The organism is Microcystis sp. M061S2 (assembly GCF_020245605.1).
Classification (GTDB): Bacteria; Cyanobacteriota; Cyanobacteriia; order Cyanobacteriales; family Microcystaceae; genus Microcystis.
Map to the genome: position 1 here is coordinate 1 of NZ_JADBUP010000020.1, position 14,526 is coordinate 14,526.

At 43.5% G+C, this 14,526-nt stretch carries 11 protein-coding genes and 1 pseudogene; 2 read left to right on the forward strand and 10 right to left on the reverse strand.

Annotated elements, in window-relative coordinates; all coding sequences use genetic code 11:
* Positions 1-41 precede the first annotated feature (41 nt).
* The 6 genes and pseudogenes from IM475_RS03870 to IM475_RS03895 form a co-directional block, all read right to left on the reverse strand.
* Positions 42-398: pseudogene (locus IM475_RS03870) on the reverse strand (transposase); the annotation flags it as partial.
* Between the two features lie 152 nt (positions 399-550).
* Complete coding sequence (locus IM475_RS03875; RefSeq protein ID WP_287658581.1) at positions 551-727, reverse strand: hypothetical protein; 177 nt, start codon at positions 725-727, stop codon at positions 551-553.
* Positions 728-988: 261 nt separating this feature from the next.
* Entirely contained in the window at positions 989-1,474 is a 486-nt protein-coding gene (locus tag IM475_RS03880; protein WP_287629052.1) for a crossover junction endodeoxyribonuclease RuvC, read from the reverse strand.
* 3 nt (positions 1,475-1,477) lie between these two features.
* The gene (gene wecB / locus IM475_RS03885; protein WP_287658582.1) at positions 1,478-2,581 is read right to left on the reverse strand and encodes a non-hydrolyzing UDP-N-acetylglucosamine 2-epimerase; all 1,104 of its coding nucleotides are present in this window, start codon (positions 2,579-2,581) and stop codon (positions 1,478-1,480) included.
* A gap of 157 nt (positions 2,582-2,738) precedes the next feature.
* The gene (locus IM475_RS03890) at positions 2,739-4,070 is read right to left on the reverse strand and encodes an MlaD family protein (protein ID WP_287658583.1); all 1,332 of its coding nucleotides are present in this window, start codon (positions 4,068-4,070) and stop codon (positions 2,739-2,741) included.
* Between the two features lie 46 nt (positions 4,071-4,116).
* Positions 4,117-4,899, reverse strand: coding sequence for an ABC transporter ATP-binding protein (locus IM475_RS03895; protein ID WP_002752097.1), 783 nt, complete (start codon positions 4,897-4,899; stop codon positions 4,117-4,119).
* A 198-nt stretch (positions 4,900-5,097) separates the two neighbouring features.
* On the opposite strand from IM475_RS03895, the gene IM475_RS03900 reads away from it, so the two are divergent.
* Positions 5,098-7,668: a TIGR03960 family B12-binding radical SAM protein gene (locus IM475_RS03900; RefSeq protein WP_287726749.1), complete on the forward strand. Its 2,571-nt coding sequence runs from the start codon at positions 5,098-5,100 to the stop codon at positions 7,666-7,668.
* Between the two features lie 220 nt (positions 7,669-7,888).
* On the opposite strand, the gene IM475_RS03905 is transcribed toward IM475_RS03900, so the two are convergent.
* The 3 genes from IM475_RS03905 to IM475_RS03915 all read right to left on the reverse strand — a co-directional run bounded on the left by IM475_RS03905 (position 7,889) and on the right by IM475_RS03915 (position 12,546).
* The gene (locus tag IM475_RS03905; protein ID WP_287726750.1) at positions 7,889-9,103 is read right to left on the reverse strand and encodes a type II secretion system F family protein; all 1,215 of its coding nucleotides are present in this window, start codon (positions 9,101-9,103) and stop codon (positions 7,889-7,891) included.
* Positions 9,104-9,229: 126 nt separating this feature from the next.
* Positions 9,230-10,336: a type IV pilus twitching motility protein PilT gene (locus IM475_RS03910; RefSeq protein WP_287726751.1), complete on the reverse strand. Its 1,107-nt coding sequence runs from the start codon at positions 10,334-10,336 to the stop codon at positions 9,230-9,232.
* A gap of 197 nt (positions 10,337-10,533) precedes the next feature.
* The gene (locus IM475_RS03915) at positions 10,534-12,546 is read right to left on the reverse strand and encodes a GspE/PulE family protein (protein ID WP_287658589.1); all 2,013 of its coding nucleotides are present in this window, start codon (positions 12,544-12,546) and stop codon (positions 10,534-10,536) included.
* 333 nt (positions 12,547-12,879) lie between these two features.
* Here IM475_RS03915 and grpE point away from each other — a divergent pair, with 333 nt between their 5' ends.
* Positions 12,880-13,602 (forward strand): nucleotide exchange factor GrpE, encoded by a 723-nt coding sequence (gene grpE, locus IM475_RS03920; RefSeq protein ID WP_287658590.1) that lies wholly within the window; start codon positions 12,880-12,882, stop codon positions 13,600-13,602.
* Positions 13,603-13,805: 203 nt separating this feature from the next.
* Here grpE and IM475_RS03925 read toward each other — a convergent pair whose 3' ends face one another.
* Positions 13,806-14,465 (reverse strand): HAD-IA family hydrolase, encoded by a 660-nt coding sequence (locus IM475_RS03925; protein WP_287726752.1) that lies wholly within the window; start codon positions 14,463-14,465, stop codon positions 13,806-13,808.
* Positions 14,466-14,526 lie beyond the last annotated feature (61 nt).

Genomic DNA, 14,526 nt, shown 5'->3' on the forward strand with positions numbered 1-14,526 from the left:
ACTTTACATTTAAGAACATAACAACCCCAAAACGCCATTTTTCAAATTGAATAGACAATTTTCCTAAACCAGTGTACATAGCTGATATGTTGACACATAAAACTCTGTAAATAGCGGAGTTTATCTAATAAGCTTTTGCCAAAATCTTCCGCAATATCAATTAATTGTAAAATTAGGTAGACGATAATACAGCTATAGATTTGTATCCGAATTCCCTTTTCATTTTTGGTGATGAGGTTGTCGAGTTTAAGAGGCATTTTCAAGAACTTCCACAGGAGTTCTATCTGCCATCTTTGTCGGTACATTTCCCCGATTTCTTCATTGCTGACCACCCCTTCCCCTACTAAAGGTAAATCCGTTGCTATCCGAAATTCAGTCCGACTTTCTAGGTCACAGAAAGCGGGAACATCTCACCTTTGCATTAAGCATATAGTCATTTCAGATAAGTCTGATACACTCTAGACCGACAAAACCCTTATGAACTCTGGGATTGATATTCTCAATCTTAATTGAAATGACTATAAATGCAAAGGTGAGGTCAATAAAAAAGTTAAAAAAGAGAACCATTAAAATAGGCACAGCGATGACGAAGATAACCAGGTAAAACTAAGCTGATACCAGCCAAACTATGTATTGTTCCTGGATAACTTTCTTCTGCATCACTACCCACCAATCGCCAACAAAAAGAACCCAACCAAATATAAAAGCCTGGAATCAGTGCGTCCATAGAATAGGCAATATCTTTTAACTGAGGGTTAACTCCGTTTGATGATCGCTTTTTTTAAGAAACTTTTATTTTCATTATTTTAAACTTATACTCATTTAATAACTATACCATATTTTTGTTAGCATTGACGATGACAATTATCACAATTCCACACTTAAACCCTTTGGTGCGATCACTTTTGCTAAAAGGACGAGTTATACTAAATCCAAAGATGGCTTTTAGTTGTCAGCTAAATTTTTGCGCCAATTTCGTCAAATTGCTTCAAGAGATTTGATTGCGAACGCCACTGAAAGCAGCATAGGCGATTGCTATAGCATCTACAGCATCATTAATAGGCATTTTTGTCAATCCGAATAAATACTTAATTTCTTCCGCCACCTCAGCTTTAGTGGCCCTACCATGGCCCAGATGACATTTCCAACTAGCTTGATGGAGGAAAATCGGTTCAATTCCCCCATCGCGACAGCTAACTAGATTGATAATTCCTAAGGCTTGCAGGACTCCACCGGCTGCCTTGATTTGCCGGTTAAAAAAGGGCATTTCCACGGCAATTTCCCCCGGTTTATATTCTGCGATTAACTCCTTTAAATCCCGTTCAATTTCGATCAAACGCTGGGCAGTAGAAAGATTTTTAGAAGTTTCGATCGTGCCGTAATCGACTAAAATTGGCATTAACTCACTATTATCCCGGAGAATAGCCCAACCGACAATCGCTAATCCGGGGTCGATACCCAACCAAGTAGTCATAGATTAAGCCAAAAAATCTTGGACGATTTGGAGGATTCTTTGGGATGCTTGTCCATCTCCAAAAGGATTAATTGCATTAGCCATACGATCATAGGCGATTTTATCCCCTAATAATTCTCCCGCTTGTGCTAAAATTTGCTCTGGATTAGTACCAATTAATTTCGCTGTTCCCGCTTGTACTGCTTCCGGTCTTTCTGTGGTTTCTCGCAATACTAAAACTGGTTTTCCTAAACTAGGGGCTTCTTCTTGAATGCCCCCAGAATCAGTTAATAATAAATAACAGCGTTGAATCGCCCCCACTAACTCGGCATAATCGAGAGGTTCGGTTAAAAATACCCTGGGATGATTGCCCAAAGCGGACTGTATTGGTTCTCGGACGGTGGGATTGCGATGCAGGGGTAATAATAGGGCTGTATCGGTATATTTTTCTAACAACAAAGTGAATCCTTTGATAATATCCTGTAGTGGTTCGCCCCAATTTTCCCGGCGGTGAACCGTGGCTAATAAAACCCGATAATCTGACCAATTCAAGCCCGCAATTTGACATTCTGGTGCGGTTTTTGCTACGGTTAATAAAGCATCAATAACCGTGTTGCCGGTGTGGTGAATATTGCCCGTAACCCCAGATTTTTGTAAATTTTCTACGGCTAAAGTAGTGGGAGCAAAATGTAGGGTAGTCAGTTGAGAAATTAGGCGGCGATTAGCTTCTTCGGGATAGGGATTATAGATATCATTAGTTCTTAATCCTGCTTCCACATGAGCGATAGGAATTTGTTGATAAAAAGCCGCCAAAGCAGCAGCAAAAGCAGTGGTAGTATCACCTTGCACAATAATTAAATCTGGTTTTATGCGCTCAAAAACTGTTTCTAAACCCCGTAAACTGCGGCAAGTAATATCGGTTAAAGTTTGACGAGTTTGCATAATATCGAGATTTTCATCTGCTTTTAAAGCAAATAATTCCATCACCTGCGCTACCATTTCTTTATGCTGTCCCGTCAGGACTACATGGGTTTCAAACTGTTGCGATTCTTGAAAAGCACGAATAACGGGAGCTAATTTAATCGCTTCGGGACGAGTTCCAAGAGTAATACAAATTGATTTCGACATATTATTATCAGTTATCAGTTATTTTAGCCGTCAGGAGACAGGAGACAGGAGATAGGAGTCAGGAGATAAGAGTCAGGAGATTATTTTTATTTATTCTCCCTAATTCATAATTCATAATTCATAATTCATATTCTATCGCTTGAATTGTACTATTTTGTCATTTTTCACTCGTGGGTGGTTGTTGAACGATAAATTGGGGATAGAGTTGCATTTGCTTAGGATTTAAAGGTCGAGAGATGGTCAAAACTTTTTGTTTAGCTAACTCTTTGGTCATGGTATCCAAAGTTTGAGCGATACGCAAATTATATTCTAATTGTTCCCCAGAAGAAAGCAGATTACTTAAGCCATCGATTAAACGTCTTAAATTCTCGCGAAATTGGGGATCACCGATTAACTCATCGATATCGGAGGTGATTTTTTGAGTATTTTCAAAAGTAACCCTAGCGGATTCGAGAGTTTTTTGCAGTACGACAATTGTAGCAGGATCGTTAATAGTTTTAGTAATTTCTCGTAAATTATTCGATGTTTCCACCGCATTATTCAAAATAGTCTCGATATTTTGCATGACTTGTTTAGTATCAATTTCATCTAAACCTGCATTCAACCTCAGGGCGGTATTATTGAGATTATTAGCGAGACTACCAATACCTAAACTAGCTTGATTAATATTACCGAGAGTATCAACAATTTGTCCGCGATTTTCGCTGAGAACAGCATTGATATTAGCGACCAATTGGGAAGATTGTTGAAAAGTCCTGCTGATTTGACTGCGATTTTCCTGAACGGTATTATCTAAAGTATTGACAAAACGGGAGGCATTATTAGCCGTATTAGTGACCGAGCGACTGGTGGTAGCTAATTCCAAAGATAGACGAGAGATTTCTCTTTGGGCATTACGGATAGTCTGGGAGGTATCATCGGATAAACGGGCGATTTTTTGAGCTGCTATAGCGGTATTTTTGGTGACATCATTGAGATTACCCACAAATTCAGGACTGGTAAAAGTATCCACTAAACGACCAACACTAGACATTAATTGTGTTCCTGTTGTCCCCTGTAAACGAGTATTATTACAGAGAATTAACTGTTGATCACAGTCGGGACCCAGAGGGTCGAGATTTTTGGCCTCAGCACTTAAAGAAACTAAGGGAGTGATATCGATGGCTGCCTCCCCAATTAATCCGGAAAGATTGGTAGTAACAGTTACCTTCCTAGGCATAACTAAAGTAGCAGAAGCGATCTCGGCAATAACCTCCACTTGATTACTTCCCGGGATAAAACTCGTAATTCTTCCCACTCTCACCCCGCGAAAACGCACCGGCGCACCGACTTGTAACCCTTCCACGTCGGCAAACTCGAAGATTAATTGATAGGTTCTTTGACCAAATCCCCCCCCGCGAACCCAGATAGCGAGCGCCCCAAAGACCAATAATCCGCCTAGAGCAAACAAACCTAGTCTTCCTTCCCGTAAAGCTCGCGAACTCTGCATGATTTTTTTCTCATTCTCGATAGTTCTTAATTTAGATTAATCTAGCTTAAACGATTGTCCTAATCGGGCCTTCAATGCTGGCGCTAAAAAATTGCCGGATCATGGGATGATCGGTACGATCGATATCTGCCACTACTCCCTGCCATTGCACTTTTCCCTGATAGAGAAATACTACTCGATCGGCGGTGCGTCGGATGGTACTTTGTTGGTGAGAAACCATGACATAAGTGTTCGCAGACCCCGATTTTTCATGGAGAGTCCGCACTAGATCCTCGATAATTGTGGAAGCTATCGGGTCTAATCCGGCGGTAGGTTCATCATACAGCAGTAATTCGGGATTATCGGCCGGATTATCGGGATTAGTGATAATAGCGCGGGCAAAAGCCACCCGTTTACGCATTCCCCCCGATAGTTCCGAAGGATAAAGGTCACTAATTCCCTGTAAACCGACCATTTCCAGGCTTTTTTCCACTAATTCCCTAATTCTGGCTTTTTTTAAATTAGTTTGTTCATAGAGATAAAAACCGACATTTTCCCCGACGGTGAGAGAATCAAACAGGGCCGTTTGTTGAAAAACCAAGGAAGTTCGCATCGCTTCTCGACCATCTTCTAGCAATCCCTGACGCAATTGGCCTTTAATACGAATTTCTCCGGCATTTATCCCCGTTAATCCCGCAATTAACCGTAAAACCGTTGATTTTCCCGTTCCCGACGGCCCGATAATTACCAGGGCCTCCCCTCGATAAATGGTTAAATCTAAACCATCGAGAATAACATTATCCCCGAATCTTTTCGATACTCCTCTCAATTCAATTAACGGTTCTTTCATCGTCGCTTAATTATCTTATAACCTCTGTAATTTTAGGGAGATGGGGAAGTGGGAAGTATTTTCGGTGAACAGTAAACAGTAATCAGTGAACTGAACTCTGATAAGTGATAACTGATAACTGATAACTGATAACTGACTCGATTCTGGCTGCTATAGTAGAAAAGCACCCATTGCTGACGATATCTGAGGTAGATTGCCGTGACTATTGCTTTAGACCAACTGCTTACCCCCGACATTTTTCGACCAGCGCGTTATTTGGGCAACGAGTTAGGTGCTAAACATAAAGAATGGGCAAGTGCGGTGGTTCGTTGGGTGTTAACCTATCCGGAAGTGTACGAAGTGGGGGCATCTAACCTCGGCCATATTATCCTCTACAATATCCTCAATGCTCAACCCCGCCAACTCTGCGATCGCACTTATTTACCCGCACCGGATTTAGCCCAAAAACTCAAACAGACAAAAACCCCCTTATTTGCCCTAGAATCCCGTCGTTGCCTCACAGATTTTGATATTCTGGGTTTTAGTCTCAGTTATGAGCTAGGAGCCACCAATATTTTAGAAATGCTCGACCTAGCGGCAATTCCCTTGACTTGGAGAGAAAGAGATGCGGGTAACTATCCGCTAATTTTTGCCGGGGGACAAACTGCCACCTCTAACCCCGAACCCTACGCCGACTTTTTTGATTTTATCGCCCTTGGTGATGGCGAAGAATTATTGCCAGAAATCGGTTTAATTTTAGAAGAAGGTAAACTAGCTAATCTAAGCAAAGAAGAACTATTACTAGATTTAGCCCAAATTCCGGGGGTATATGTGCCGCGTTTCTACGATGTCACCCCAATCGGTGCAGTTATCCCCAATCGTGACGATGTACCGCAAAGAATTTTACGCCGGGTAGCCACTCCTATCCCAGCCTATTCTATCGGTTTAGTTCCCTTCGTGGAAACAGTCCATGATCGCCTAGTGGTGGAAATTCGTCGCGGTTGCACTCGGGGATGTCGTTTTTGTCAACCGGGGATGTTAACCCGTCCCGCGCGGGATGTGCAACCGGAAGCAGTAATCGAATCGATTGAAAAAGGAATGCGAGCGACGGGATATAACGAATTTTCCTTATTATCTCTCAGTTGCTCTGATTATCTAGCTTTACCTGCTGTGGGTATGGAGATTAAAAACCGTCTCCAGAATGAGAATATATCTCTATCCTTACCCAGTCAAAGAGTCGATCGCTTTGACGAAAATATTGCTAACATAATTGGGGGCAATCGTCAATCGGGTTTAACCTTTGCACCGGAAGCGGGAACCCAACGAATGCGCGATGTGATTAACAAAGGGTTAACCAACGAAGAATTACTCAGAGGGATAAAAACTGCTGTCGAACAGGGTTGGGATAAGGTCAAACTCTATTTTATGATTGGTTTGCCAGGGGAAACCGATGTCGATGTCATCGGTATCGCGGAAACCCTGCGTTGGTTGCGTCGGGAGTGTCGTTTACCGAAGCGGAAACCCCTCGATTTTACCCTAACTATCTCTAATTTTACGCCTAAACCCCATACCCCCTTCCAGTGGCATTCCGTCTCCACGGCCGAATTTATCCGCAAACAGGAGTTATTAAGACAGGAATTCCAAGGCATAAGAGGGGTAAAAGTCAATTATACCGATGTCCGCATCTCGGCCATGGAAGATTTTATCGGTCGCGGTGACAGAAGTTTAGGGAAAGTGGTGCTGCGCGCTTGGCAATTGGGAGCCGGGATGGATGCTTGGTGGGATAATACAGAGAAAGCCTATCAAGCATGGTCACAGGCGATCGAAGAATCCGGTTTAACTTGGAAATATCGTCAGGTAGAACAGGGAGAATGGAATATTTTTGCCGATACAGACAAAGATATTTTAGAGCGTCCTTTGCCCTGGGATCATCTCGATACCGGTATCGATAAAAAATGGCTAGAGGAGGACTTAAAACGCGCTCTAGACGCGGCAACTGTCCCCGATTGTTCTTTTGAGGGTTGTTCCCATTGTGGCGTTTGTAGCGTCGATTTTGGTCATAATATCGTCATTGAAGCGCCCCCGATTCCCGCTTTTGCCGGACATTTTCAACCCAATCAAGAACGCGTCCAAAGAATTCGGGTTTGGTTTGGCAAAATTGGCGAAATGGCCCTAGTTAGCCACTTGGATCTGGTGCGTTTATTTGATCGCGTCGTCCGTCGCGCTGCCATTCCCATTTCCTTTACCGGTGGATTTCACCCCGGTCCGCGCATTTCGATCGCAAATGCCTTATCCTTGGGAGCAACCAGTAGCGGTGAGATTGTCGATTTTGAATTGACAAAAGTGATGGATTTAGAGAGGTTTAAACAGCAATTAAGCGCACAATTGCCCGCAGATTTACCAGTTTATCAGGTGGAAGAAATTCCCTTAAATGCCCCCGCTGCCACCCGTTTGTTGGAAAAAGCTGAGTATTTGCTCACTTTTAATAGTGAGGGAATTGACTGTCAACAGTGGCAAAATTGGATCGAGGCAATTAAACAAGCAACGGTGATGGAACGGGAAAAAACCACCAAATCTGGCAAAAAAGTCACGATTAATCTGCGAGAACAATTATATGAATTAGAGTTAAAAACTGTTGACAAACAAGCCGTTTTGTGCTATGTGGGCAGTTGTCGCAATGATGGCACTTTACTGCAGCCCGATCATATCGTCGAGATGTTAGAAAGGGTTTCTGGCCAAGAGATTTCGCTGCTTAATTTTCATCGTCAGCGTTTGATTTTAGGAGCTTAACCATCGTAAATTGTTCCCTTTATGCTCTAACCCCAGAGAGTCAGCTAATCTTGATCGACTAATTACAAGGAATCATCAACCAAAGCTGGCCGGTAATTTTGAACAACCAAAAGTTTCCTAAGACACAGATTCACCTAATCAAATAAAAGGAGATGAAAATTAAAATCTGGCTGATTTCAAGCTACCAGCAATAGTCACTGATAACTGATCACTGATAAACTTATCCCAAGGCATCGAAGATTTTAAACATAGGCAAGTACATAGACAGAAGAATAGTTCCCACCATCCCCGCAACAGCAACCATCATCAACGGTTCAATGATACTGGTTAAAGCTTTAACGGCCTGTTCCACCTCATCTTCGTAGAAATCCGCCACTTTCATCATCATGGCATCTAATTCTCCCGTTTCCTCACCAATACTAATCATTTGAATGGCCAAAGCTGGGAAAACATTGGCTTTTTGTAGGGCCAAACTCATCATTCCCCCCTGCTGAATTTCCTCCTTAGCACCAGCGATCGTATTAGCAATTACCTGATTACCCACCGTATTACAAACTATATCAAGGGAACTCAAAATCGGGACACCAGAACGCATCAGAGTCCCAAAAACCCGGCAAAATCTAGCCACAGCCGATTTTTCATTCAAATCGCCAAAAAGGGGCATTTTAAGGAAAAACCAGTCAATTTGCAGACGACCCATCGGGGTTTTGTAATAGCGACGCAGTAAAAAAACTGTGGCAGCAATGGTGACAATCGGAATTAAAATTAACCAACTACGCATCACACCACTTAAAAAGAGCATAAATTGCGTTAAAGCTGGTAGTGGCACCTTCAAATCGGTGAAAATTTTCGCAAACACGGGAATTAAAAAGATTGTCATCCCGAAAAACACAATTACCGCCAAAATTCCCACTGCTACTGGATAGGTCATCGCTGATTTAATCTGGTTTTTCAAGCGGGCCATATCTTCCAAAAGTTTCGAGAGACGGAGCAGCACTTCATCGAGTACCCCCCCCGTCTCTCCAGCTTCGATCATACTGACATAAAGTTCATCAAAACATTCAGTATGTTTGGCCATCGCTTGCGATAACGGACTCCCTTGCTGTACGTCGGCACTAATCGCTTGTAGTGCTTTTCTCATCTTGGGATTACTGGATTGATCCGCCAAAACTCCTAAACATCTCACAATCGGCACACCAGCATTAATCATTACCGAAAATTGACGGGAAAAAACCGCTTTATCTTTGATGGAAATCTTGGCAAACATCAACTCTAAACCAGAAAGATCGATCTCTCCTCCCGCTTTTTTGATTTTACCGACGGCAGCATATTTCGCCTTCAGCATCATTCGGGCATGATCGGGAGACATAGCTTCAACTTTCTCTTGGAAAACTTTTCCAGAGCTGCTTTTAACTTGTGCGACAAAAGTAGGCATAGTACAAATCAGTTATCAGTTATCAGTTATCAGTTATCAGTTATCAGTTATCAGTTATCAGTTCACTGTTTACTGAAAAAACTTCCCACTTCCCACTCTCCTATCCCTTTTACACAGGATTTGTTATTAAATCCAGGCTTTAGTTTTGGCGTTAGCACCAGCTCCGGCGACAAGACGTTGTAATTCATCGGGTTTACTACTTTTAGAAATTGCCTCTTCAAAGGATATAACACCGCTAACAACTAAATTAGCTAATCCCTGTTCCATAGTTTGCATTCCTAGCTTCATTCCCGTTTGAATTGCTGAGTAAACTTGGGGGGCTTTTCCTTCGCGAATTAGGTTAGCGATCGCTGGAGTTACCACCATGATTTCCTGTACCATTGCCCGGGCAAATTCTCCCGGTTTAGGATTTTTTTTCCTGACTAGGGTTTGACTAAAAACTGCTAGTAAAGAATTGGATAACATGGAGCGAATTTGTGACTGTTGGTTAGGGGGGAAAACGTCAATGATCCGATCGACTGTTCCCGCTGCCGAGCTAGTGTGTAGGGTTCCGAAGACTAAGTGACCGGTTTCCGCCGCCGTAATTGCCAAACTAATTGTTTCTAAATCCCGCATTTCTCCCACAAGTATAATATCAGGATCTTCTCGTAAAGCTGCTCTTAATGCGTTAGCAAAACTCTTGGTATCTTCTCCTTTTTGTCGTTGGTGAAACAGGCTTTTTATATTAGGAAAAACATATTCAATCGGGTCTTCTATAGTCAAAATGTGTTCAGGCCTAGTCCGATTAATTAAGTCTAAAATTGATGCTAAAGTGGTAGTTTTACCTGAACCTGTTTGTCCAGTTACGAGAATTAATCCCCTCGGTCTTTCCGATAATTCTCGTACTACTTCTGGTAAATTTAATTGTTCAAAGTTAGGAATTTTAGAGGACAAAGCGCGTAAACAAGCTGCATAAGCTCCCCTTTCTTTATAAACATTTATCCTAAATCTTGCTAATCCTTTCACCCCATAGGAACAGTCTAATTCCCAATTCTGCTCTAACTCTTTTATTTGAGTATTATTGAGCATACTAAAAATCAATTTCTGACAATCTTGCGGGGTTAAAGATTCTTCATTAATCGGGGTGAGTTTGCCACTAATGCGAAAATAGACCGGCGCACGGGACTGAATGTGCATATCGGAACCGCCCATCTCGACCAATTGTTCCATTAAATCTTCGATCATTAAGTCCATAAGTTAAACTCCATCTATCGTATAAAGTAAAAACTGAAAAGGAGATAGGAGCCAGTCCCGATGAAAAAATTTTCACCCCCACAGATGAAAGAGGTTTCTTTCCCTACACCCCACACCCTCTTTTCCGTCAGGAGACAAATTCATAATACTTTTGCCTGTTCCGGAGTTCCCTGATCACTGATCACTGAAAAACTGTCTTAACCACTAAATCGCGGTCTCATACAATAGGGACAATCGAGCCATTCTGGTTGTAGTTCGGCGCGACAACCACTACAGATTAAACCGCTTTTCCGTTTAGCTTTTAATTCCGCTTCCAGACCAGAATCGCTAAATGTCACCCGTTCCACTTCTTCGAGGGTGGTGTAACCCTCGCGCACCAGATTTAAACTGTAGGCTAGGAGTGTCACCATGCCCTCATCGACGGCCGCCTCCTTAATACGATCGGTGGTTGCCCCTTGGTTAATTAATTGCTGTAGTCGTTCACTGTTCTGCATCACCTCATAGACACCGATGCGACCTTTATAACCGCTGCCGTTACACTTGACGCAGAGATTACCCTGTCTTCGCGCCTGTTGAATTTCCGCTATGGTCAGGGTATTAGCCTTATAAAAGGTCACTTCCTGTTCATTGGCAGCGGAAAGACCAAAACGGGCCAATTCCTCTTGGGTGGGGTGATAGGCGACTCGACACTCGGTACAGACGCGCCGCACCAGACGCTGGGCCAAAACTCCCAACAGAGAACCAGAAATCATAAACGTTTCAACCCCCATCTCATCGAGACGAGCGATCGCACCTGCGGCATCGTTGGTGTGTAGGGTAGTTAAGACCAAGTGACCGGTTAAGGCGGCCTCGATCGCTGTTTTAGCTGTTTCCCTGTCCCTAGTTTCTCCCACCAGAATCACATCCGGATCTTGTCGCATGAAGGCCCGCAGAATCGAGGCGAAATCCATGCCTTTTTCGCGAATTACCTGCACCTGGGTGATGCCTGGTAGAGAATATTCGATCGGATCTTCGACGGTACTGATATTGACCCCAGGGTGATTTCTTTCCGCTAACACCGAGTATAAAGTGGTGGATTTCCCCGAACCGGTGGGGCCCGTCACCAGCAACAGACCAAAAGGATGACTGGCCAAGTCTCGGACGATTTGCAGGGTCTTTTGATCGGTGATTAGTTTATCTAAACCCAACTGGGTAGACGAGTTATCGAGAATCCGTAAACAGACTTTTTCCCCGTAGCGACTGGGCAGGGTATTAACCCGAAAATCCACTTTCCGCCCTTGATACATCCGCCGAATTTTACCATCTTGGGGAAGACGACGTTCGGCGATATCGAGCTCGGCCATGATTTTAAAACGGGCTGTAACCGCCGGGGTAATTCTTTTCGGCAGTGGATCAAAAGCTTGATGAAGAACTCCATCTTTGCGAAAGCGAATTTTCAGGAATTCGTCTTGGGGTTCGATGTGAATATCGGAAGTCCCTTCCTGTAGGGCTTTAGCTAGAATTTTATTGACCAGGTTGATGACGGGGGCTTGATTAGCGTCTCCTTCTCCGAGATCATCGGCCACTTCATCGTCAGCACCAGAGACCACCTCAATACTGGCGACAATATCGGTGATATCCGAGAGTTTTTCCAGTTCTTTTTCTTTTTCGAGTCTGGCTTTTTCCCTTTCTAGTTCCGGTTGGGCCCAGTGGAATTTTTCCAGTAATCTTTCATAATCTTCGCTGGTAATCACTAAACGCTGTAAACCTAACTCCCTGGGGCGGAGGATACGATTAATATCGTCCGTAGCCTCTAGGTTGTCGGGATCGACCATCGCTATCAAAATTGAAGCCGGCTCTCCTTCGATTCGACGCAGGGGGATGAGACGATAGCGACGACAAAGATCGATCGGAATCAAAGAATCGATCAGCCTGGCTATTTCCAGTCCATCCACATCGCTCAATTCGGGGTCGATAGATTCGACTCCGTAGAGAATTTTTAGTTCAAATAACTGGTTTTTCTTATACTGTCGCTGTAAATCTGGGGGCAAAGGTCGCCCGGTTAGTTTTTGTAATATTTCTACTAATGATCGTCCCGATTTTCGTGTTTCCACCAGGGCCTGTTGCATTTGCTCGGCACCGATATAGCCCGACTGCACCAACTTGTTACCAAAGGGGGAAAAGTAATTGCGTAGGGCAACAGCACGGGTTTTCTTGGAAGAAAATGTCATAGACGATTCCTAACCTCTCCACTACCCTTTAATCTTTCCAATTTTACTGAGAAAATTGCATTCTAGCAAAAATTTTTCTAGATCACTGATTATTGATCGGGGCTGCCTATAGTGCTTTTCACGTTACTGAGGTATCGACAAGTTTTGCCAACAAGGGGTTTAAGCCCCTTGCCCATGCCTCATTCTGATGAAAACTGCTATATATCTAGTTACGGATATTGTCCACAAAATGTTACATTAAGGGTTAAACCTTGATTATTAGCTGGTACTTAAAGACCAAAATTAGCAGTAAATGGTCATATATTGCCAAATTCCCCACTAAAATCGTATACCATGAGTGCAGAACCAAATACCTCAGCAATTTTCGACGAAAACCAAGAATCCTTTTCTAATTCCCCTGAATCTCTTGCAAACGAATCAGAAACCAGTCTCACCGATGAAGCCAAAACGGTGACTGACAAGGCCGCCTCTAGCGAGGAATTTTCCCTTCCAGACGGAATGACTATCGATTTTCTACAAGAGGAGATCGACACTCTCAAGCAGCAGTTAGAGGAGCAAACCCAACAGGTTGATGCCTATAAGAAACGCTATATCAGTCTAGCGGCCGAGTTCGACAATTTTCGCAAACGCACAGAGAAAGAAAAAGAGGAACTGGAAACCAAAACCAAGGGCAAAACCCTGATGGAAATTCTTGGCGTGGTGGATAATTTTGAGCGCGCCCGTACTCAAATTAAACCGGCTAATGATGGCGAGATGGGTATTCACAAGAGTTACCAAGGAGTCTATAAAACCTTAGTGGAGAGTCTCAAGCGTTTAGGCGTTTCCCCCATGCGTCCGGAAGGTCAACCCTTTGATCCCACCTACCACGAAGCGATGATGCGGGAGTACACCGATGAACATCCCGAAGGCACGGTAGTGGAGCAGTTAGTGCGAGGATACACTCTCGGAGAAGATGTTTTGCGTCATGCTTTGGTAAAAGTGGCCGCCCCCAAAGAGGCAGACCCTAACGCTGATCAGTCAGAATCTACTTCCATTCCATCGCAGGAATCAGTCTAAAATCCCGATGGGGATTAAAGCATTTTGAGGGTTAGGTATTAGCTGGTAGGGTCTGTATTCCCTCCCTGTCCCCTATCCCCACTGAAAGACTTTTTCTCTCTTGACCTATTTATTCGTAGGGGTGTGGGGTGTGGGGTGTGGGGTGTGGGGTGTAGGATTTTACCCATAAGAGCCAAAGATATTAGCCAACAAGGTTTTTAGATTTATTCAGCAAGCCCTATTGATCTTTTAATTAAAAATGCCTCTATACCTAGGGATTTTGCTCCTTGGTAATCCTCTTTTTTACTATCGCCAATATGCCAAGCTTGTGCGGGGGAACAATCATGTTTTTGCAGGGCGATTTGAAAAATTTCCGGATCGGGTTTAGCTGCTCCTGTCTGGGAAGAAATCGTGATCGAGCGAAAAAAATATTCTAAGCCTAATTCGGCCAAAACTTGATAGATACGACTATCAAAATTAGAAATAATGCCCAACTCGATCCCCTGAATCTGCCAGAGTCTTAAAGCGGGAATGACATCCTCGTACAGCACCCAAGGCTCGGCCGTGGCAAAATGACGGTAAAGTTCGCCAAAAAAAGCCTCAAAATCGGGAAATCTTTCCAGATAACCTAAATCATTAAAAACTGCTCCAGTCAGCGATCGCCACCAGCGATACTCTAACTCAGGAATTTGTGCCGGTTCAACCTTAGGAAAAGCCAGGGGGGGAGAAGTGGGGAAAATAGCCGAGAAAGATTGTTCTAGTCTCTCGGCCGCCACCTCTACCCCAAAATCCGCCGCTATTTGACTATAAATTGCTCCGACACTGCCTTTTACTCCAAAAATGGTCCCCACAGCATCGAGAAAAATAACTTGCGGTTTCTGCATGAGAGTTTTGTTTATAACGGTCGAATTGAGGTTTTTAGGGTCGGCCCTTTAGCCGGCCTAA

Excerpts from the sequence above, each read along its gene's own strand:
- IM475_RS03875 (WP_287658581.1), bottom strand. The coding sequence starts at position 727 with ATGGACGCACTGATTCCAGGCTTTTATATTTGGTTGGGTTCTTTTTGT.
- IM475_RS03880 (WP_287629052.1), bottom strand. The coding sequence starts at position 1,474 with ATGACTACTTGGTTGGGTATCGACCCCGGATTAGCGATTGTCGGTTGG.
- wecB (WP_287658582.1), bottom strand. The coding sequence starts at position 2,581 with ATGTCGAAATCAATTTGTATTACTCTTGGAACTCGTCCCGAAGCGATT.
- IM475_RS03890 (WP_287658583.1), bottom strand. The coding sequence starts at position 4,070 with ATGCAGAGTTCGCGAGCTTTACGGGAAGGAAGACTAGGTTTGTTTGCT.
- IM475_RS03895 (WP_002752097.1), bottom strand. The coding sequence starts at position 4,899 with ATGAAAGAACCGTTAATTGAATTGAGAGGAGTATCGAAAAGATTCGGG.
- IM475_RS03905 (WP_287726750.1), bottom strand. The coding sequence starts at position 9,103 with ATGCCTACTTTTGTCGCACAAGTTAAAAGCAGCTCTGGAAAAGTTTTC.
- IM475_RS03910 (WP_287726751.1), bottom strand. The coding sequence starts at position 10,336 with ATGGACTTAATGATCGAAGATTTAATGGAACAATTGGTCGAGATGGGC.
- IM475_RS03915 (WP_287658589.1), bottom strand. The coding sequence starts at position 12,546 with ATGACATTTTCTTCCAAGAAAACCCGTGCTGTTGCCCTACGCAATTAC.
- grpE (WP_287658590.1), top strand. The coding sequence starts at position 12,880 with ATGAGTGCAGAACCAAATACCTCAGCAATTTTCGACGAAAACCAAGAA.
- IM475_RS03925 (WP_287726752.1), bottom strand. The coding sequence starts at position 14,465 with ATGCAGAAACCGCAAGTTATTTTTCTCGATGCTGTGGGGACCATTTTT.